Here is a 20,464-nt window from a genome sequence, read left to right as displayed (position 1 = left end):
TGTGGTACCGGTGGAAAAAACGTCCGGGAGCTCAGTCAGGGGGCGTGCGCGGATGTCAAAAACAGGCCCGGCAGACGTAAGGGCGAAACTGTATATGGCGGCGATCGTAGCGATCAGGTGGAATGCCCCGGCGAAGGCGCTGTACCAGAGGCTAATCGCGAAGGGCAAAGCCAGCAAGGCCGCGCTTGGAGCGGTGATGCGCAAGCTGGTTCATCAGTGCTTCGGGGTGCTGAAAACGCGGATGAAGTGGGATGAAAATTACGCAGCTACCGCTTGACGTTCAAGACGGTAGCTACAACGGGGGCACGAAACGTAACGGCGCGATTTATCGCACAACCAATTAACTCCGTGGCCGCCGCAGCGCCAGCCAGCCCGCCACCAGGGTAAACGCCAGCACCAGCAATACCAGCAATAAAAAGCCATGCGGGTTGCTCGCCAACGGAATGCCGCCCACGTTCATACCAAAAAATCCCGCCACGATGTTGATCGGCAATGCCAGCACGGTGATCACCGTGAGTAAAAACAGCGTGCGGTTGCTCTGCTCCATCAGGCGGGCGGCGATCTCTTCCTGCAATAACCGAATCCGCTCCATCAGGCTGGCGAGATCATTTAGCGCCACGCTGAACTCTTCGGTAAAAATTCGTAGCTCACTCAGCGGTTCCCGCTTCAGCCAGCCGGGTGGACGGTTCAACAGACGAAATAATGCCGCCGGTTCGGGTGCCAGCAGACGCTGGATGCGCAATAACATACGCCGCAGACGCCCCAGTTCGCTGCGATTGGCTTTGATCGCCTGGCTCAGCAGGCGCTCTTCAATCGCGTCCACCGCCGCGCTGGAACGCCGTACCACCTGTTCCAGTTGCGCTTCCTGCTCGCCCAGCAGCCACAGCAGCAGCGCATCGGGTTGCGCAAACGACAAGCGCCCCAGTTGCTGATGCATACGCTCAATCATCCCGACCGGCCGGTAGCGCGCACTGACAATGATTTGCGGGCGGCACCACATCCACAGCGTCGCATTCTGCGCACTGTGCTCCTCGCGACTGAAGGTGACATCGTTCAGCACCGCCAACAGCGCGTCGTTTTGTTGTGCCAGGCGGGTGCGCGGTGAAGCGGAGTGAATCTCATCGAAGAAGTCACTGTCGACATCAAAATGGACCTGCACCCAACGTTCGGCGCGGGCATGATTCAGGTTGATATGCAGCCAGAGGAAATGCGCTTCCGGCAAGCTCTGGCGGGCCAGTTGGGACGCTTCGCGCGCGCTGAGCCGCTGAGGAGGAGAATCGGGCGAGAACAGATAACCATGAATCAACCCGGCCACTTCGTTATTGAAGTCGGGCAGCGTGGTAAGCGGCAGAACAGGCTGGAGCATAGCAATCAGGAGATCCGGCAGCGGTCAGACACTCAGCCTGCGTCAGCAAGATGACTGAGAGATGACAGGCCACCGGCAATATCATCATTCTGTCATACAAAACCGGTATCACACTGCGGGTATCGGATGCTATCCGGCATCATTATCCACCACCGGGGTGTGCCATGAGCGAAAATAGTTTACCTGCGTCAGCGTCGTCATCGATCGGCGGACGTCCTGATTTACACCCGCGCGGCGGCCGCTTTTCCCGTGCACTCTTTCTGCTGCTGGTGCTGGCCGGGCTGGCCTTCACTGCTCTCAACCTGTTTAACGATGTCGCCGATACCGGCGCGCCCGTCACCAGCTATACCCCCTTTCTTCTGCTGGGGTTGGCCTTGCTGATTGCCCTCGGTTTTGAATTCGTTAATGGCTTCCACGATACCGCCAACGCTGTCGCCACAGTGATCTATACCCACTCACTGACGCCCGGCGTGGCGGTGGTGTGGTCCGGCATTTGTAACTTTCTCGGCGTACTGCTCTCGAGCGGCGTGGTGGCGTTTGGCATTATCTCGCTGCTGCCGGTGGAGTTGATTCTCCAGGCAGGCAGCGGCAATGGCTTTGCCATGGTGTATGCCCTGCTGTTCTCGGCAATTATCTGGAACCTGGGTACCTGGTATTTTGGCCTGCCGTCATCATCGTCCCATACGTTGATCGGTTCGATTATCGGTGTCGGGGTGGCGAACGCCCTGCTGCATGGTCGCAGCGGCACCAGTGGCGTGGACTGGGATCAGGCGCTGAAAGTCGGCTATTCGCTGCTGCTGTCGCCGATGGTCGGTTTTATCTGTGCCGCCTTGTTGCTGTTGGCGATGAAAGCCTTGATCCGCAACCGTCAGTTGTATGAAGCGCCGAAAAACGACCAGCCACCGCCGGTGTGGATCCGGGGTCTGCTGATCCTGACCTGTACCGGGGTCTCCTTTGCGCATGGTTCCAATGACGGTCAGAAAGGGATGGGGCTGATTATGCTGATTCTCGTCGGCACCATGCCGATTGCCTATGCCCTCAACCGCTCACTGCCGCCAGACCAGATTCCACGCGTCGCCGCGTTAACGCAGATCACGGAACAGCAGTTGCTGACGTTACGTTCGTCTACCTCAGAGATCGCGGCACCACGCGAGGTGTTAACCGAGTTTGTGCGCACCGGCCAGCCTCGCCCCCAGGTACTGCCCGCGCTGGGGATGATGCTCGGCGCTATCGGCGATCAGATTCGCCGCTACGGTTCTATGGAGAATATTCCGGCGCAGTCAGTCACCAATACCCGTAATGATATGTATCTCGCTTCGGAATCGATTAAGCATCTGCAAAGCGCTAAAGTGGCGCTGCCGGAAGAGACGGAACGCAACCTGGTGGCGCTGAAACGCGAGCTGGACAACGCCACCCGTTTTATCCCGATGTGGGTAAAAGTGGTGGTCGCCATCGCGCTGGGCCTCGGCACCCTGGTCGGCTGGCGGCGTATTGTGGTGACGGTGGGTGAACGCATCGGTAAAACCCATCTGAATTATGCCCAGGGGGCCAGCGCCGAGTTGGTGGCGATGGCAACCATCGGCGCCGCCGACGGCTTTGGTCTGCCGGTGTCCACCACCCATGTCCTCTCTTCCGGGGTCGCCGGATCGATGGCCGCCAACCGTTCCGGTTTGCAGCTCGCGACCTTACGTAATCTGGCCGTCGCGTGGGTGTTGACGCTGCCGGTATCCGTACTTCTTGCCGGGCTGCTTTACGCCCTGTTTATCCATCTTTAACGGTGATTCGCCATGTCTGCGCACCCGTGCCGGAGAGCAGAAAAGTATTAACCCGCGGTCTGCACGGCCGAACGACGGCCGCGCTGTTGTTGCAGGCGCAGCGTAATCAGGAACGCGCCCAACACCATCAACGCGGCCGCCAGATACACCGACTGCATCCCCCAGTGACTGATCAGCAATCCCGCTACCGGGCCAGTCAAGCCCAGCCCCAAATCCAGAAAGGCTGAATAGGTGCCAAGCGCCGATCCCTGATCCTGCTGCTGCACCTGCTTCACCGCTTCCACGCCGAGCGCCGGGAAAATCAACGAGAAACCTGCACCGGTCAGGAACGCCCCAACATCCACCAGCCAGGCACTGTCGGCCTGCCAGATCAGCACCAGCCCGGCGCACTCCAGCACGAAGGAGACCAGCGAAACTTTCAGGCCGCCGAAACGCGTGATGTAGCGACCAAAGCCGAGGCGCACAATGACAAAACCGAGGCTGAATACCGTCAATGCGAAGGCCGCGCCGGTCCAGTCACGGCTGGCAAAATAAAGTGTGATAAAGGTGGAGATCACCCCGAAACCGATGGTGCCAAAGCCAAGCGCCAGACCAAACAACCAGACGCGGCTGACCACGCGATGAAACGGGATACGCACCCCCGCCGTAACGCTGACCGGCGGCTTTTGATACGCCAGCACAAATCCCACAAGACCCATCAACGCCACCAGCCCGGCAAAGCCACTGATGCCGAACCACTGATTCAGCAACACGCCGAGCGGTGCGCCAATCGCCATCGCGAAATAGGTTGCCACACCGTTCCATGAGATGACGCGCGCGGTTTGCAGCGGTCCGACAATATTCATGCCCCACAGGGTAGAACCGGTGCTGCTGAAACTCTCACCGACACCAAGAAAGACGCGCCCCAACGCCAGCAACAGCAGGCTGAGAAGCGGTATATCACGGCAAAGGGCAGCGACAATCGACAACACGCCGCTCATACCACAGCAGATCAGGCCGAGCATCACCACGCGTTTGGGACCAAAGCGATCTGCCAGACGACCGGAGTGTGGACGGCTCATTAAGGTAGCGAAATATTGAACGCTGATAATCAGACCCGCCACAAACGAGCTAAAACCGAGCTGGTTATGCACGAATCCCGGCAGCACCGCCAACGGCAGACCTACGGAGAGATAGCAAAAAAAGGTGAAAATCAGGACGGAAACAATGCGTTTATTTAACTGAGCATTACTCAGTACAGCGGCGTCAGACATGTGCGGTGGCGTTGCGTAACTGGGTGAAGTTGAAGCACTACTATACCCTTAGCCTGCTAACGGGTCGCGGATTTTTTTATGTCTGGTTAATGCAACGTTGGGCGTGGCGTTCAATTGCCGCCGCGATGTCAGCCGAGACTTTTAAGGTGCGGATTTCACTGAACAGCCCATCCGCCTGGTGATATGCCTTGCGCAGATAACCCAGCCACTGCTTGATTCGCGCCACATGATACAAACCGGTATCACCCTGCTTTTCCAGCCGGGTGTACTTCTGTAACAACGCGACCACATCGGTCCACGCCATCGGAGCTTCGTTGTACTTCACTACGCGACTCAGATTGGGCACATTGAGCGCGCCGCGTCCCAGCATCACCGCATCGCAACCGGTGATACGCAGGCAATCCTGCGCATCCTGCCAGTTCCAGATTTCGCCATTGGCAATCACCGGAATCCGCAGTCGCTGACGGATTTCACCAATCGCCTGCCAGTTAATGCTTTCGGCGCGGTAGCCTTCTTCTTTGGTGCGACCGTGCACCACCAGCTCGCTGGCCCCCGCCTGCTGCACCGCATCGGCAATCTCAAAACGCCGTTCGCTGGAATCCCAGCCGAGACGCACTTTGACCGTGACGGGCAGGTGATCCGGTACCGCTTCCCGCATCGCTTTCGCGCCGCGATAAATCAGTTCAGGATCTTTCAGCAACGTCGCCCCGCCGCCGCTGCCGTTAACCAGCTTCGACGGGCAACCGCAGTTGAGGTCAACACCCCAGGAGCCAAGCTCCACCGCACGCGCGGCGTTTTCTGCCAGCCACTCAGGATATTGCCCCAACAATTGCAGCCGCACACGCGTACCGGACGGCGTGCGGCTTTGATGTTGCAGTTCCGGGCAGAGACGATGGAAAGATTTTACCGGCAGCAGTTGATCGACCACGCGCAAAAACTCGGTGATGCACAGATCGTAATCATTCACTTCGGAGAGCAGCTCGCGCACCAGCGAATCGAGCACGCCCTCCATCGGCGCCAGTAAAACCCGCATCGCCTTAGTGATTACCGCTTTTGCTGGCCGCCGGACGGCGTGAGCGCGCCGGTTTGCCATCCTGACCCTGACGGCGCGGTGCACGGTTTTCGCCCTGTGGACGTGGCGCACGGCCCTCACCCTGAGGACGCGGATTACCGCCCGCTGCCGGACCACGGCCACGACCACCGCGCTGCTGTTGCTGCTGGCGGCCATTCTGGATCGGCTCCGCTTTGATGCTCGGATCGGGATCAAAACCAGGCAACGCAATGCGCGGAATTTCACGCTTCAGCAGACGTTCGATATCACGTAACAGCTTGTGCTCGTCAACGCACACCAGTGACAGTGCAGCACCGGTCGCGGCGGCACGACCGGTACGGCCGATACGGTGTACATAATCTTCCGCCACGTTCGGCAGTTCATAGTTCACCACATGCGGCAGCTCTTCGATATCAAGGCCACGCGCAGCGATGTCGGTCGCCACCAGCACACGGATGCCACCGGTTTTGAAATCAGCCAGCGCACGGGTACGCGCCCCCTGGCTTTTATTGCCGTGGATTGCCGCAGCGGTGATGCCATCTTTATTCAGCTGTTCAGCCAGATGGTTGGCGCCGTGTTTAGTACGGGTAAACACCAGCACCTGCTGCCAGTTGTCGCGACCAATCATCAGCGACAGCAGCTCACGTTTACGTTTTTTATCAACGAAATGCACCTGCTGCGAAACCTGCTCAGACGCGGTGTTGCGGCGAGCCACTTCCACCTGCTCCGGGTTATTCAACAGCTTTTCCGCCAGCGACTTGATCTCGTCGGAGAAGGTGGCAGAGAACAGCAGGTTCTGACGTTTGGCAGGCAGTTTCGCCAGCACGCGGCGGATATCGTGGATAAAGCCCATATCCAGCATGCGGTCTGCTTCATCCAGCACCAGGATTTCCACATGGGACAGATCGACGGCATTCTGATGCGCCAGGTCGAGCAGACGGCCCGGTGTTGCCACCAGCACATCTACGCCGCCACGCAGTTTCATCATTTGCGGGTTAATGCTGACGCCGCCAAATACCACCAGCGAACGCAGGTTAAGGTATTGGCTGTAATCACGTACGTTTTCACCGACCTGAGCGGCCAGTTCACGGGTTGGCGTGAGGATCAGCGCACGCACCGGGCGACGTCCGCGCGCGGGTGCATCTTTTGCTGACAGACGCTGTAACAAGGGCAGCGTAAAACCGGCGGTTTTGCCGGTGCCGGTCTGGGCGCTCGCCAGCAGGTCACGACCAGCCAACACCACGGGAATAGCCTGACGCTGGATTGGCGTCGGTTCACGATAGCCCTGTTCCGCTACCGCACGCAAAATATCGGCATTCAAGCCGAGAGAGTCAAAAGACATGCAGGTGTATTACTCCGAACCGCCCTGACCGCAGTTTGCGATGTAGTTTTCAGGGGGGATATGACGCAAGCCTAAAGCCTACGTGTGAAAAGGGCACAAACTACCATGCGTAAGGGCGGCAGTGTAGCAGCTTTCAGCCAGCATTGCGCGATAATCGACTGTAAAAAAAAACAGCGCGATAAATCGCGCCGCTACCATCAGTTAACTGCGTTTCTTCTGCACGCGCTGCGCAGGTTCTTTCGCCAGCAGGGAAACCAGCGCCGGTCCCACCAGCATGACCACACCAAGGCAGCCCAGCAGCAGGTTGTTATGGATGATGCGTGACACCAGGAACAGCGTCAGCATTGCCGCTCCAAAGTAGTAAGTGGTGGTCACTTCTTCCAGAGAGTCGCCTAGCATACGCAAACGGGCACTACGCTGTGTGACCAGCATGGTGATAAACACCACAACGTAGGCCGCCACCAGGGTACTGCTCACTTCAACCAGCGCCTTATGTTTCCAGCCCCAGACCAGCGCGGCAATCACCAGCAGGTGCATCGCAATATGAACGCAGGTTTGTCCGGTAACAATCTGAACACGATTAGACCATTTCATTCTCTTCTCCTGGCAGACCCAACAGATCGCCCAAGTGTATCTGGCCGCGGCCAGACAGATTTCCTCAATGTAAGGCAAATTTCGGATAACACCCTAATTTTCTGCTCCCTTCGCCTTCCATTTGTGACAAAGACTACACTTTATCCGGTTGATGATGAAAAGGAGCGCGTCGCAGTATGACACAAAATACACAAGGATTTTCGATAAAAGTCCTGACCATCAATACCCACAAAGGGTTCACCAGCTTCAACCGTCGCTTTATCCTGCCGGAATTGCGCGATGCTGCACGGGCGACTTCGGCCGATATTGTCTTCCTGCAAGAGGTGATGGGCACCCACGCCATCCACGCCTTACACATTGAAAACTGGCCGGAAACTTCACATTACGAGTTTATCGCCGACACCATGTGGCACGATTATGCCTATGGCCGCAACGCGGTGTACCCTGAAGGACATCACGGGAACGCGATATTGTCACGTTTTCCGATCGTTGAGTATGAAAATCGCGATATTTCTGTTGCCGGAGGTGAAAAGCGCGGCATGTTGCACTGCAAAATCAGCCTGCCGGGGCAAAGGCAGCCGCTGCATGTGATTTGCGTGCATCTCGGTCTACGCGAGCCGCATCGTCGCGCTCAGTTGCGCATGATGTGCGAGATGATCGCCTCGCTACCACCCGATGCGCCGCTGGTGGTAGCAGGTGATTTTAATGACTGGCAGGTTCGGGCCAACAAATACCTTAAACGCCATGCCGGACTGGATGAAGTGTTCAGCATAAAGAATGGTCGCCCGGCGCGCACTTTCCCGGCACGTTTTCCGTTGCTGCGCCTGGACCGCATCTATATCCGCAATGCCACCATCAGCCAGCCGTGGGCGCTGCCGGTAAAACCCTGGTCGCATTTGTCAGACCATGCGCCACTGGCAGTCGAGGTGGTGTTATGAATTTTAGCTGGCGTGACGGTAACCAACTCCACCTGCTGGAAAATGGCGAGGCCTTCTTTCCACGCGTCTTTGGTGCCATCCAGCGCGCCGAACGCACCTTGCTACTGGAAACCTTTATCCTGTTTGAGGATCAGGTCGGTAATGCGTTGCATCGCGAATTGTTGGCGGCGGCGCAGCGCGGCGTCAGGGTTGAAGTGATGGTGGACGGCTACGGCTCACCGGACCTGTCAGACAGCTACGTCAATAGCCTGACCGCTGCGGGCGTGCGTTTTATCTATTTTGATCCGCGCCCGCTGGTGCTGGGGATGCGCACCAACCTGTTCCGGCGCCTGCACCGCAAGATCGTGGTCATTGATGAGGTCATCGCCTTCGTGGGCGGCATCAATTTCTCTGCCGAACATAACACCGACTTTGGCCCGGAGGCCAAACAGGATTACGCCGTTGAAGTCAAAGGTCCGGTGGTGTTGGATATTGCGCGCTACGTGCAACAAGCCATCGGCAGCGAACAGGTGACCCGCCGCTGGTGGGGCCATCGTTCGCATCGTCCGGTGCTGAATGCCCTGCCGGGTGATGCGCAGGTGTTGTTCGTCTTTCGCGACAACGACGGCCATCGTGATGATATCGAACAGCACTACCTCGACATGCTGCGCAAAGCCAAACAGGATGTGATCATCGCCAACGCCTATTTCTTCCCCGGTTATCGTTTGCTGCGTGCGATGCGCCATGCCGCGCGTCGTGGCGTGCGGATACGGTTGATCGTCCAGGGCGAGCCGGATATGCCGATTGTCAAAGTGGGCGCTGAGATGCTGTACAACTATCTGGTCGATGGCGGTGTCGAGGTGTACGAATATTGCCGTCGTCCATTGCATGGCAAGATCGCGGTGCAGGATCAGCAGTGGTCAACCGTCGGTTCCAGTAATCTCGACCCGCTCAGCTTGTCACTCAATCTGGAAGCCAACCTGATGGTGCATGACCGCGCCTTTAACCAAACGCTGCGGGAAAACCTTGAGCAGTTGCTACGCGAGGATTGCGAACGGGTTGAGGGCGATAAGCTGCCACCGCGTACCTGGTGGCACCTGACCAAAAGCGTGCTGGTCTTCCACTTCTTACGTCACTTCCCGGCGATTGCCGGATGGTTACCCGCCCATACGCCCCGGCTGGCGCAGGTTGTTCCCCCAGTACAACCGGAGATGGAAACCCAGGATCGCGTTGAGGCCGAAAACAAAGGAGCCAGACCCTGATGAGTAAAAAACATTCGCGCTGGCAGCGCGTGAAGAAAATCCTTACCGGGTTATTTTTTATTGCCGTGCTGGTGCTGCTGGTGGTGTATGCCCGCCAGGTAAACTGGGATGACGTTTATCAGGTGATCGTCAACTACAACCGCACGCTGGTGTTCAGCGCGGTGGCGCTGGTTGTTATCAGCTACCTGACCTATGGCCTGTATGATTTGATTGGCCGCGCTTACTGCGGCCATAAACTGGCTAAACGTCAGGTGATGCTGGTGTCGTTTATCTGTTATGCATTCAATCTGACGCTCAGTACCTGGGTCGGTGGCGTAGCTATGCGCTATCGCCTTTATTCGCGACTGGGTTTACCCGGCGGCACCATCACCCGCATTTTCTCGCTGAGCATCGCCACCAACTGGCTGGGCTACATTTTGCTGGCGGGTGTGGTATTTGTGGCGGGCATGGTTCCCCTTCCCGCGGGTTGGTTTATCGGCGAAAACACCCTGCGACTGATCGGCGGCGCGTTGTTGGTGTTGGTCGCGATCTATCTGTGGGCCTGCGCCTTTGCCAAACGACGTCACTGGACAATAAAAGGCCAGCACCTGCAACTCCCCTCGCTGCGCATGGCGCTGTTTCAATTCGCGGTGTCCTGCGCCAACTGGATGGTGATGGGGGCGATTATCTGGTTGTTGCTGGCACAACAGGTGGGTTATCCGCAGGTGCTGGGGGTGTTGCTGATCAGCAGTATCGCCGGGGTGATTATTCATATCCCCGCCGGGATCGGCGTGTTGGAAGCAGTATTTCTGGCGCTACTGAGTGGTCAGGGTACGTCACACGGCACCATTATTGCCGCGCTGCTGGCCTATCGTGTGCTGTATTTTATTTTGCCGCTGCTGCTGGCGCTGGTGTTGTACCTGTGGCTGGAGAGCCGCGCCCGGCATTTACGGCAGAAGAATGAACGGAAGATGGCAAAACCGACACCGTCAGAAAACGGTACATCATCGTAGCGGCACGATTTATCGCGCAGGCGTAAAAGCGCACGATAAATCGTGCCGCTACGGTGGGGGGCTAACGGCGGTTACCGAAAATACGCAGCAGCATCAGGAACAGGTTGATAAAGTCGAGATACAGCGTCAGCGCACCCATAATGGAGAGACGACGCAGATTCTCTTTGTCATTCACATCCACCGTCTCGCCAATGGCTTTCAGTTTCTGGGTGTCATATGCCGTCAGGCCAACAAACACCACGACGCCGATATAGGTAATCGCCCACATCAACGCCGGGCTTTTCAGCCAGAAATTCACCAGCGACGCCAGCAAAATTCCAATCAACGCCATAAACAGCAGGCTACCGAAACGGCTGAGATCGCGTTTGGTGGTATAGCCATAAAAACTCATAGCACCAAACATCCCGGCGGTGACAAAGAAGGTGCTGGCGATTGACGAATAGGTGTAGACCAGAAAAATACTGGCGAGCGTCAGGCCGGTCAGCGCCGAATAGAGCATAAATAACGCCGTCGCCAGCGCCCCACTCAGACGATGCACCATTCCGGACAGCACAAACACCACCGCCAGCTGGGCGATGATCAGACCGAAGAAGGTGATGCGGTTAGCAAACACCAACTCCATCACCGCAGGCGTGCGCGCCGCGAACCAGGAGACGAACGCGGTCAGCAGCAAACCACAGGTCATCCAGCCATACACCTGCGCCATATAGGTTTGCAGCCCGGCGGAGGCCTGCTGCACGATTGAATCGTTACGTGGATATCGGTCCATGATGCACCTCTCAATGGATTCATGTTGCGGCGCGATTTATCGCGCGGGTTTAGTTGTTAAACAAACTCTGTAAGTTTGGAGCCTATAACTTGCCGCGTCAACGGCGCGTCAAACACTGTTGATAACGGCCATCCACGCGCTGAGCAAACCAAGCGGTGGTCAGGTTACGGGTGATTTTCGGGCTTTCCAGCTTAATACCCGGCAACATTTCGCGCGGCAGACGTTTACCCGCCATTTTATCCGCCAGCGTGAACACCTGTTTCCATAATACGCTAGTGCTGAACTCAGGCTTTTCGCCCTTCTCCAGATCGCGACGGATTTCGCGTTGGCTCATGTCCAGCTGCTTACTCAGGCTGCGCACCGCGAGTTCTGTCGCCCCAGCGGCATCGCTGCCGTATTGAATCAGATCGCCATCGAGCGCCAGTTTGATCCCGCTGGCACGCGCCACAGCCGCCTGAAAAGCGGCATTGCGACTGGCATACCAACCGGCGTTAAAGTCAGCGAAGCGATACAGCGGCTGTGAGTAATCCGCCGGGTATCCCAGCAAATGCATGATGCCAAAATACATACCACCGTGTCGGGTAAAGACTTCACGACGAATCGAACCCTCCACCGGCCACGGATAGCCTTTGGCGTGCGCTTCGGCGAAAGCGATGCTGACCTGCATCGGACCGCCGGTATGAATCGGGTTAAGGTTGCCAAACAGTTTTTGTCCCAGCGGCACCATATCGATGAAGTCATCAAAAATGGCGCTCAGCTCTTTCTCGCTGCGCACTTTGTCGAGGCGCGCCGCGTAGCTTTCACCGGTGGGAGAGTTGATCTGCAATGCCGTGCGTACCGCGAAGGCCGGGATATAAAGCTTGCCCGCACGCCGGTTGATCTCAGCCCAGGCGATTTTTGGCAGGCCCGGCACCACCGCATCGGCGCTGAAGTTCGATTCCTGATCGGCCACCGCGATCACCGCGCACAGGTTGCTGACGCTGGGATCGATTTGCTGAGTGCGGAAGGCGGTATAAATATCATCAGCCCAGTCCGCTTTCTGCGTAACGTGGCTGGGCAATAACTGACGGATTTGTGCTTTCACATCCCCAGGTTGGCGAACCGGTGCCTCGGGTTGCTTTTTGCTGCTGGTACATCCCGCCAGCACCAGTACCGCCAACAGCGCTGCACGCTTGAGTATTACAGTCGCTTCCATCGGGTTCCTTTACGTTATTTCCAGCGTTCTGCCGCCTGATGGTCGCTATCGCGCGCATCCACCCAGCGATCGCCCTGTGCCGTCGCCTCACGTTTCCAGAACGGCGCACGGGTTTTCAGGTAATCCATAATAAATTCCGCTGCGGCAAACGCGCTGCTGCGATGCGCGCTGCTGACGCCGACAAATACAATTTCCTCACCAGGAAACAGTTCTCCAATACGGTGGATCACCGAAACCTGTTGCAGCGCCCAGCGTTGACGTGCTTCGTCGACAATTTCCGTCAGCGCTTTTTCCGTCATGCCGGGATAATGTTCCAGCGTCAAGGCCGCCACGCTGTCACCAAGATTATGATTACGCACCTTCCCGGTGAAGGTCACCACAGCGCCATCGCTGTCATGGGCAGACAGCCAGGCATACTCCTCGGCCACGCTAAAGGCTGCGCTGCCGACGCGAATACGGGTTTCCATCATCACCCCCCGGTCACTGGCGGGAAAAAGGCCACTTCATCACCGGCGCGCAACGGATGACTCATCGGTACCAGGGTTTGATTGACCGCCGCCAGCAATTTCCCGGATTCCAGCGCCAACGCCCAACGATCATTTTTCGTCGCCAGCGCACTGCGCAGGGCCGCCACATCGGCATATTCCGGCGATAACTCCAGCGCGCTGGTGCCGGTCAGTTCACGCACCTGAGCAAAAAACAGCACCTTAATCATGGGACACCGCCTGAAAATCACCGGATTTGCCGCCGCTTTTGCTCAGCAAACGTACCTGGTCGATAACGATGTCTTTTTGCACCGCTTTGCACATGTCATAGATCGTCAGCGCCGCCACTGAAGCCGCCGTGAGGGCTTCCATCTCGACGCCGGTTTTGCCGGTCAGGCGGCAGCGTGAAGTGACGCGTACCCGGCTATGCTCGGGTTCAGCAACCAGCGTCACCTCAACTTTGCTCAGCATCAGCGGATGACACAGTGGGATCAGTTCCCAGGTGCGTTTTGCCGCCTGAATCCCCGCGATGCGGGCAGTGGCAAAGACATCACCTTTGTGATGGCTGCCATCGATGATCATTTGCAGCGTTGCCGGTTGCATCAGCACCAGCGCTTCTGCCTGGGCTTCGCGTACCGTTTCGGTTTTGCCGGAGACATCAACCATATGGGCTTCACCGGCGGCATTGATATGGGTTAACGAGGACATACTTACAACTTCTTCAAATGTGAGACAAAATTACACGGGCGAGTGCGTGCATCCAGTTGATCGGCAATGATGCGTTCCCACGCGCTGCGGCAGGCATTACCGGATCCGGGTACGGCAAAAATCAGCGTCTCATTCGCCATACCCGCGACTGCACGCGACTGCAACGTGGCACTGCCGATCTCTTCGTACGAGATCATGCGGAACAGCTCGCCAAATCCCTCAATCTCCCGGTCAAACAGCGGCAGCAGCGCTTCAGGCGTGCTGTTTTTGCTGTTAAAACCGGTACCACCATTGATGATCACCACCTGGACATCTTCACTGGCTATCCAGCGCGATACCGTGGCGCGGATGCGATAACGGTTATCCGCGACAATCGCGTGATCCACCACCTGATGCCCGGCTTCGCTCAGTGCTTCACGCAGGTAATCACCAGAGGTGTCATTGGCGGCATCACGGTTGTCAGACACCGTCATCACCGCCACATTAAGGGCAACAAAGTCGCCGGAAAGTTTGCTCATGGCCATAACTCCTTTGTCAGCCACCAATGAAGGAAAGATTTTGGGTAATACCGGTGTTGCCCTGATGCAGAAAATGCGTCTGCTTTTTCTGCCCGAGGCTTAAGGCGATACGCGCCTGTAACTCATCCTGCTGTTGATCGGAAGCCAGCAGATCGCGCAGCGGAATGCCCCCCTCGCCAAACAGGCACAGATGCAGGTTGCCGATCGCCGAAACACGCAGGCGATTGCAGCTGGCACAGAAATCTTTTTCATATGGCATGATCAGACCGACTTCGCCGAGATAGTCCGGATGGCGAAACACCTGCGCCGGACCGTCGCTGCGCCCGCGCGGCTGACGTTGCCAGCCTTGCATCAGCAGTTGATCGCGGATCACCTCGCCGGAAATGTGCTGGCGACGGAACAGATCGCTGCCCTCGCCGGTTTCCATCAGCTCGATAAAACGTAACTGAATCGAACGTGTGCGGATCCACTGTAAAAAGGTATCGAGACTGTGGCTGTTGATATCACGCATCAGCACGCTGTTGACTTTGACCTTGCTGAAACCCGCCTCAAACGCGGCATCAATCCCGGCCATGACCTGATGAAATTTGTCCTGACCGGTGATGGCATGAAACTGGCGGGCATCAAGGCTATCGACGCTGACATTGATTGAGGTCAGCCCGGCAGCACGCCAGTCACGCACATCACGCGCCAGCCGATAGCCGTTGGTGGTCACCGCGATTTGGCGGATGGCAGCATTTTCCCGCACCGCAGCGATAATTTCGGTGAAATCACGACGTAAAGAGGGCTCACCACCGGTCAGACGCACTTTTTCAGTGCCCGCGGCCGCAAAGGCACGCGTCACGCGGCGGATCTCATCCAGCGAGAGAAAACTTTTATTGCGCGTACCCTGCGGTTTGTAGCCATCGGGCAGGCAATAGGTACAACGGAAGTTACACACGTCCGTGACCGACAGGCGCAGATAATAAAAGCTGCGCGCATATGCATCAGTAAATTGTGACACCTGAACACCTTTCCAAATACGGGAGATGCAGGCATTTCTTTCTGCACCCTGGCAGCTCGGGGCTGCGGCCTGAACACCCTATCCGGAGGACTTAGGCAATCAGGCTTTGAGTGTATGTTGTCCATTCGAACAACACGGTTGCCCGAATGTTAGCGCGATTTGTTGTTCGCTTCCATCGCGGATTTTCGCTATATATATTGATACATAACGTTTTTTCACCGCATTTTCGCGACAGGATACGTTAAAATAACCGACAGATTTTGATACATATCAGTTTAACTGATGCTCAACGGGTGAGCGTCAGCGATAAGGAGCAACATGAATCGTACCCTGGCAGATTTGGATCGCGTGGTGGCGCTGGGCGGTGGACACGGCCTTGGTCGCGTGATGTCCTCGCTGGCTCCGCTCGGCTCACGCCTGACCGGTATTGTGACTACCACCGACAACGGTGGGTCTACCGGACGCATCCGCCGTTCAGAAGGCGGCATCGCCTGGGGCGATATGCGCAACTGTATCAACCAGTTGATCACAGAACCGAGCGTCGGTTCCGCCATGTTCGAATATCGTTTCACCGGCAACGGCGAACTGGCCGGCCACAATCTTGGCAACCTGATCCTGAAAGCGCTCGACCATCTCAGCGTGCGGCCACTGGAAGCGATCAATATCATTCGTAATCTGCTGAAAGTGGATGCGTTCTTGATTCCGATGTCAGAGCAGCCCGTGGATTTGGTGGCGCAGGATAGCGAAGGCAATATGGTTTACGGCGAAACGGCCGTCGATGAGATGCAACAAGCACCGCAGGAATTGATGCTACATCCGAATGTGGTGCCCACCCGGGAAGCACTGGACGCGATTGCTGAAGCCGATTTGATTCTGATCGGTCCCGGCAGTTTTTATACCAGTCTGATGCCAATTCTGCTGATGGAAGAGATGGCGCGTGCGCTGCGTCGTACCCCCGCCACTATGGTGTTTATCGGTAATCTTGGGCGCGAACTCAGTCCGGCAGCCGCTCGCCTGACCGTCGCGGATAAGCTGGTAATTATGGAAAAAGCGATAGGCAAACGGGTGATTGATGCGGTGGTGGTCAGCCCGGCAGCGGATATTCGCGGTGTGGAAGGACGCTTAATTGTCCGTGAACCGCTGGAAGCGGCGGATATCAAATATCGCCATGACCGCCAGTTGTTACGCCTGGCGCTGGAGCATGCCATCCAGGCATTTTGAAACAAGGCGTGATAAACACGCCGCCACGACTCACCCGCGCTGAGAGTCGTAGCGGCGCGATTTATCGCGCATTAGGACGCAGCGATAAACAGCTCGCGCAGTTCGTGCAACTGATCACGCACCCGTGCCGCTTCTTCAAACTCCAGATTCTGCGCGTGTTGTTGCATCTGTCCTTCCAGCTCGTGAATCTTCTTCTGCATCGCCTGCGGGGTGAGCGCCAGATAGCTGGCTTCGGCTTCAGCGGCGCTGCGCGTGGCGGTTTTGCCCTTGCCACGGGTTTTGACCACGTTTTTGCCCAGCTCCAGAATATCGGTGATTTTTTTGTTCAGTCCCTGCGGCACGATGCCGTTGGCTTCGTTATACCGCTCCTGCTTCTCACGACGTCGCTCAGTCTCCTCGATGGCGCGTGCCATTGAGTTGGTGATCTTATCTGCGTAAAGAATCGCTTTACCGTTAATGTTACGTGCGGCGCGGCCAATGGTCTGAATCAGAGAACGCTCCGAACGCAGGAAGCCCTCTTTATCGGCATCGAGAATCGCCACCAGCGACACTTCCGGCATATCCAGCCCTTCACGCAACAGGTTGATCCCCACCAGCACATCAAATTCCCCCAGACGCAGGTCGCGGATGATCTCCATACGCTCCACCGTATCGATGTCTGAGTGCAGATAACGCACCTTCTCGCCGTGCTCCTCCAGATATTCGGTGAGATCTTCCGCCATGCGTTTAGTCAGGGTGGTCACCAGCACACGTTCGTTGACCTCGACGCGTTTGCGGATCTCCGACAGCAGGTCATCCACCTGGGTGGTCACCGGACGTACTTCGAGGATCGGATCGAGCAGCCCTGTCGGACGCACCACCTGATCAATCACCTCACCACCGGATTTCTCCAGCTCGTAATTACCCGGCGTTGCCGAAACATAAATGGTCTGCGGTGCCAGCGCTTCAAACTCTTCGAAGCGGAGCGGGCGGTTGTCCAGCGCCGACGGCAGGCGGAACCCATACTCCACCAGCGTCTCTTTACGTGCGCGGTCACCGCGATACATCCCGCCAATCTGCGGGATGGTCACATGGGACTCATCCACCACCAGCAGACCATCTGCCGGTAAGTAGTCGAACAGCGTCGGAGGCGGCTCGCCTGGCCCACGTCCGGACAGGTAGCGTGAATAGTTCTCGATACCCGAGCAGTAGCCGAGTTCGTTCATCATTTCGAGGTCAAACTGGGTACGCTGGGTAATGCGCTGCTCTTCCAGCAGCTTATTATTCTCCAGCAGGACCTGACGGCGCACCACCAGTTCCTTTTTGATCTCTTCCATTGATTGCAGGATGCGTTCGCGCGGCGTGACATAGTGGGTTTTCGGATAGACGGTAAAACGCGGCACCACCGAAACCACCTGACCGGTCAGCGGGTCAAACAATGACAACCGCTCCACTTCTTCATCAAACAGCTCCACACGCAGCGCAATCTCATCGGACTCCGCCGGGAAGATATCGATCACTTCACCGCGCACGCGGAAGGTGCCGCGCTGGAAAACCTGATCATTACGGGTATATTGCAGCTCAGCCAGACGACGCAGAATGCTGCGCTGATCGATGATCATGCCACGCGTCAGGTGCAGCATCATTTTCAGGTAGAGATCAGGGTCACCCAGACCGTAGATGGCCGACACCGACGCCACCACGATAACGTCACGTCGCTCCAGCAACGCCTTGGTGGCAGACAGACGCATCTGCTCGATGTGCTCATTCACCGAGGCATCCTTTTCGATAAAGGTATCGGAGCTGGGCACATAGGCTTCAGGCTGATAGTAGTCGTAGTAGGAGACGAAGAACTCCACCGCGTTGTCCGGAAAGAACTCCTTCATCTCTCCGTAGAGCTGTGCCGCAAGGGTCTTGTTAGGCGCCAGCACCATAGTTGGCCGGTTGAGATCGGCGATCACATTGGCGATGGTAAAGGTTTTACCCGAACCGGTTACCCCCAACAGCGTCTGGTGTGCCAGACCGTCTTCCAGCCCCTCTTCCAGACGACGAATCGCCTCAGGCTGATCCCCTGAGGGTTTAAATTCGGAGTTGAGTTTGAAGGCTTTACTCATGGTTTTTCGTTCCTGCAGGAGATATCGGCGGGCAGGCTGCTAATTCTACTCCGCTATGGCGAATTTGCCAGAAAAAAATACTGGATATATTTACAGATATCCTGCACGATAACAGGGAGCAGCAACGACTCGCTTCAGTGCAATTTATGCGGCATCTGGCAAAACCTTGTTGCGCAAGGTTATCCCCAGATGGGTGATGCTTTTAACATTTGTCAATAGAGCGTCATAAAATTGCAGTTGTATGACCAACAAGAAAAATCTCAGGCTTGATTTTAAATAACATACTGATTTATTTGTAAATCAGTAAAAAGCCCAGTTTCTCAGCATAATGTATCCAGGCCGCGTATTTCCTCGCTTGCGCTCTGTTTTCAGTCTCTAATGCACAAGGTTATCCACAGGAATAGTGGATAACTGACGGCAGCCCCGCCGCCATCGCCTGTGCATAATTTTCTAAGCCTATTCCTGGCGTGCGAAAAAAAATTTTTTTATGTTTATTTTTCCCACAGCCCGCGTGGCATTAACTATTCTTTTTCCGTGCTGACGTCACTGAAAGCCCGAAATTCCCAGTAAATAAGGCCACTTATTCCTGAGCGATCTGCCTTATTACTGCACAGATGCACCAGAAACGTTAAGCATTCAGCACCGCTAAAGTGCAGCCGTTTTATCACCCCCAGCAATTGTTAAGCATCGCTCAACTTTAATTCCTGATTTTGCCTCGCTGCTGCTGCTTTTTTTCATGGCATCAGCAAACTGGCCTGGGAATTGCAGGTTTCTCCATAAGCATACGCATCAACTCACTGATGGTGAGAGTGGCAATGATGAATCGTGTTTGACTGTTTGCCAGACGACACAGAGCGGGAGCATTCAGGCTAATTATCTGGAAGGAGAATGTCAGATGCTAAGTTTACGTTCGGTGAATCAGTTTTACGGTCAAAACCATATCCTGTGGGATGTGGACCTCGATCTGCCCCCTGGCACCTGCACGGGCGTGCTGGGTAGCCCAGGGATGGGTAAAACCACCCTGGTCAACTGCATTATGGGACGGTTGCCGATCAATAGCGGGTCGATGACCTGGCAGGAAGATGGCTCCCCCCCTGAAGATTTATTGCTGCAACCGGCGGAGCAACGTGCGCGCATGGGTATCGGCTACGTACCGCAAGGTCGCCATATTTTCTCGCAAATGAGTGTGGAAGATAACCTGCTGATTGCGCTGATGGCGGCGCATGACGACCGCAGTCGCGCCATTCCGGAAATGGTGTTCGATTTGTTCCCGGCGCTCTATTCATTACGCCACCAGCGCAGCGGAGAACTGCCGATGGATCAGCAGCAGCAGTTGGCATTAGCGCGCGCGCTGGTGTTACAACCGAAATTGCTGATCCTTGATGAACCTACCGAAGGCATGTCGCCGTGGCTGGAAGAGGAGATGGGAAATCTGATTCGCCGCCTGAACCGCGATTACGGCCTGACCATTCTGCTGCTGGAGCAACACGTCTCCTTTATCCGCCGCGTGGCTGACTATTTTCTGCTGCTGCATCGTGGTCGCAACGTGGCGCAGGGAAAAGTGGCCCAGTTGGACGATGTCACCATCAATAAATGGCTGACGGTAACCTGACATGAGCTGCCCGTAGCTACCGTCTTGAACGTCAAGCGGTAGCTGCGTAATTTTCATCCCACTTCATCCGCGTTTTCAGCACCCCGAAGCACTGATGAACCAGCTTGCGCATCACCGCTCCAAGCGCGGCCTTGCTGGCTTTGCCCTTCGCGATTAGCCTCTGGTACAGCGCCTTCGCCGGGGCATTCCACCTGATCGCTACGATCGCCGCCATATACAGTTTCGCCCTTACGTCTGCCGGGCCTGTTTTTGACATCCGCGCACGCCCCCTGACTGAGCTCCCGGACGTTTTTTCCACCGGTACCACA

The 20,464-nt window shown here is 56.4% G+C and carries 21 protein-coding genes and 1 riboswitch; of the genes, 7 read left to right on the top strand and 14 right to left on the bottom strand.

All coding sequences use genetic code 11. The features are described from left to right. Positions 1-277: transposase (locus CTZ24_RS06100; protein WP_208723593.1), on the top strand; the 277-nt coding region annotated here is incomplete at its 5' end. Between the two features lie 63 nt (positions 278-340). Here CTZ24_RS06100 and CTZ24_RS06095 read toward each other — a convergent pair. Then, the gene (locus tag CTZ24_RS06095; RefSeq protein ID WP_208725055.1) at positions 341-1,366 is read right to left on the bottom strand and encodes a CorA family divalent cation transporter; all 1,026 of its coding nucleotides are present in this window, start codon (positions 1,364-1,366) and stop codon (positions 341-343) included. Positions 1,367-1,530: 164 nt separating this feature from the next. Between CTZ24_RS06095 and CTZ24_RS06090 the strand changes: the two genes are divergently transcribed. Further along, the gene (locus CTZ24_RS06090) at positions 1,531-3,141 is read left to right on the top strand and encodes an inorganic phosphate transporter (protein WP_208725054.1); all 1,611 of its coding nucleotides are present in this window, start codon (positions 1,531-1,533) and stop codon (positions 3,139-3,141) included. A gap of 47 nt (positions 3,142-3,188) precedes the next feature. Here CTZ24_RS06090 and CTZ24_RS06085 read toward each other — a convergent pair whose 3' ends face one another. The 4 genes from CTZ24_RS06085 to CTZ24_RS06070 all read right to left on the bottom strand — a co-directional run bounded on the left by CTZ24_RS06085 (position 3,189) and on the right by CTZ24_RS06070 (position 7,381). Next, complete coding sequence (locus CTZ24_RS06085) at positions 3,189-4,394, bottom strand: MFS transporter (protein ID WP_208725053.1); 1,206 nt, start codon at positions 4,392-4,394, stop codon at positions 3,189-3,191. Positions 4,395-4,470: 76 nt separating this feature from the next. Then, entirely contained in the window at positions 4,471-5,427 is a 957-nt protein-coding gene (dusC, locus tag CTZ24_RS06080) for a tRNA dihydrouridine(16) synthase DusC (protein ID WP_036624493.1), read from the bottom strand. A gap of 4 nt (positions 5,428-5,431) precedes the next feature. Then, on the bottom strand, positions 5,432-6,787 hold the full coding sequence (gene rhlE, locus CTZ24_RS06075) for an ATP-dependent RNA helicase RhlE (RefSeq protein WP_021182466.1): 1,356 nt from the start codon (positions 6,785-6,787) through the stop codon (positions 5,432-5,434). 201 nt (positions 6,788-6,988) lie between these two features. Beyond that, complete coding sequence (locus tag CTZ24_RS06070) at positions 6,989-7,381, bottom strand: YbhQ family protein (protein WP_013508363.1); 393 nt, start codon at positions 7,379-7,381, stop codon at positions 6,989-6,991. Between the two features lie 176 nt (positions 7,382-7,557). Here CTZ24_RS06070 and CTZ24_RS06065 point away from each other — a divergent pair, with 176 nt between their 5' ends. The 3 genes from CTZ24_RS06065 to CTZ24_RS06055 are packed head-to-tail and all read left to right on the top strand — an operon-like array spanning position 7,558 to position 10,552. Continuing rightward, complete coding sequence (locus tag CTZ24_RS06065) at positions 7,558-8,319, top strand: endonuclease/exonuclease/phosphatase family protein (protein WP_208725052.1); 762 nt, start codon at positions 7,558-7,560, stop codon at positions 8,317-8,319. Further along, positions 8,316-9,560, top strand: coding sequence for a cardiolipin synthase ClsB (clsB, locus tag CTZ24_RS06060; RefSeq protein ID WP_208725051.1), 1,245 nt, complete (start codon positions 8,316-8,318; stop codon positions 9,558-9,560). Before CTZ24_RS06065 ends, clsB begins: the two co-directional genes overlap by 4 nt. Beyond that, positions 9,560-10,552 (top strand): lysylphosphatidylglycerol synthase domain-containing protein, encoded by a 993-nt coding sequence (locus CTZ24_RS06055; RefSeq protein WP_208725050.1) that lies wholly within the window; start codon positions 9,560-9,562, stop codon positions 10,550-10,552. Before clsB ends, CTZ24_RS06055 begins: the two co-directional genes overlap by 1 nt. 61 nt (positions 10,553-10,613) lie before the next feature. Here CTZ24_RS06055 and CTZ24_RS06050 read toward each other — a convergent pair whose 3' ends face one another. From CTZ24_RS06050 to moaA, 7 genes are all read right to left on the bottom strand, one after another. Further along, complete coding sequence (locus CTZ24_RS06050) at positions 10,614-11,321, bottom strand: Bax inhibitor-1/YccA family protein (protein WP_013508359.1); 708 nt, start codon at positions 11,319-11,321, stop codon at positions 10,614-10,616. A 97-nt stretch (positions 11,322-11,418) separates the two neighbouring features. Continuing rightward, on the bottom strand, positions 11,419-12,516 hold the full coding sequence (locus CTZ24_RS06045; RefSeq protein WP_208725049.1) for a DUF1615 domain-containing protein: 1,098 nt from the start codon (positions 12,514-12,516) through the stop codon (positions 11,419-11,421). A 14-nt stretch (positions 12,517-12,530) separates the two neighbouring features. After that, entirely contained in the window at positions 12,531-12,983 is a 453-nt protein-coding gene (gene moaE, locus CTZ24_RS06040) for a molybdopterin synthase catalytic subunit MoaE (RefSeq protein WP_021182461.1), read from the bottom strand. Between the two features lie 2 nt (positions 12,984-12,985). Next, complete coding sequence (moaD, locus tag CTZ24_RS06035) at positions 12,986-13,231, bottom strand: molybdopterin synthase sulfur carrier subunit (RefSeq protein ID WP_021182460.1); 246 nt, start codon at positions 13,229-13,231, stop codon at positions 12,986-12,988. Continuing rightward, positions 13,224-13,709 (bottom strand): cyclic pyranopterin monophosphate synthase MoaC, encoded by a 486-nt coding sequence (gene moaC, locus CTZ24_RS06030; protein ID WP_021182459.1) that lies wholly within the window; start codon positions 13,707-13,709, stop codon positions 13,224-13,226. Before moaC ends, moaD begins: the two co-directional genes overlap by 8 nt. Before the next feature lie 2 nt (positions 13,710-13,711). Then, positions 13,712-14,227, bottom strand: a complete 516-nt coding sequence (gene moaB, locus CTZ24_RS06025; protein WP_021182458.1) for a molybdenum cofactor biosynthesis protein B — start codon at positions 14,225-14,227, stop codon at positions 13,712-13,714. Between the two features lie 16 nt (positions 14,228-14,243). Then, the gene (gene moaA, locus CTZ24_RS06020; RefSeq protein ID WP_208725048.1) at positions 14,244-15,230 is read right to left on the bottom strand and encodes a GTP 3',8-cyclase MoaA; all 987 of its coding nucleotides are present in this window, start codon (positions 15,228-15,230) and stop codon (positions 14,244-14,246) included. Beyond that, positions 15,220-15,355: riboswitch (molybdenum cofactor riboswitch) on the bottom strand. Its footprint overlaps the gene before it by 11 nt. A gap of 193 nt (positions 15,356-15,548) precedes the next feature. On the opposite strand from moaA, the gene CTZ24_RS06015 reads away from it, so the two are divergent. Next, entirely contained in the window at positions 15,549-16,451 is a 903-nt protein-coding gene (locus CTZ24_RS06015) for a gluconeogenesis factor YvcK family protein (protein ID WP_021182456.1), read from the top strand. A 71-nt stretch (positions 16,452-16,522) separates the two neighbouring features. Here the strand turns inward: CTZ24_RS06015 and uvrB are convergent, their stop codons facing one another. Further along, positions 16,523-18,544, bottom strand: a complete 2,022-nt coding sequence (gene uvrB, locus CTZ24_RS06010) for an excinuclease ABC subunit UvrB (RefSeq protein WP_021182455.1) — start codon at positions 18,542-18,544, stop codon at positions 16,523-16,525. Positions 18,545-19,439: 895 nt separating this feature from the next. On the opposite strand from uvrB, the gene CTZ24_RS06005 reads away from it, so the two are divergent. Beyond that, positions 19,440-20,156 (top strand): ABC transporter ATP-binding protein, encoded by a 717-nt coding sequence (locus CTZ24_RS06005; RefSeq protein ID WP_013508350.1) that lies wholly within the window; start codon positions 19,440-19,442, stop codon positions 20,154-20,156. A 31-nt stretch (positions 20,157-20,187) separates the two neighbouring features. On the opposite strand, the gene CTZ24_RS06000 is transcribed toward CTZ24_RS06005, so the two are convergent. Further along, a partial coding sequence (locus CTZ24_RS06000) for a transposase (RefSeq protein ID WP_208723593.1) occupies positions 20,188-20,464 on the bottom strand: 277 nt, incomplete at its 5' end.

Source organism: Pantoea phytobeneficialis (assembly GCF_009728735.1).
In the GTDB taxonomy this organism is placed as follows: domain Bacteria; phylum Pseudomonadota; class Gammaproteobacteria; order Enterobacterales; family Enterobacteriaceae; genus Pantoea; species Pantoea phytobeneficialis.
Note: the sequence above shows the minus strand (reverse complement) of the source record. Positions and strands in the feature narration are given on the sequence as shown.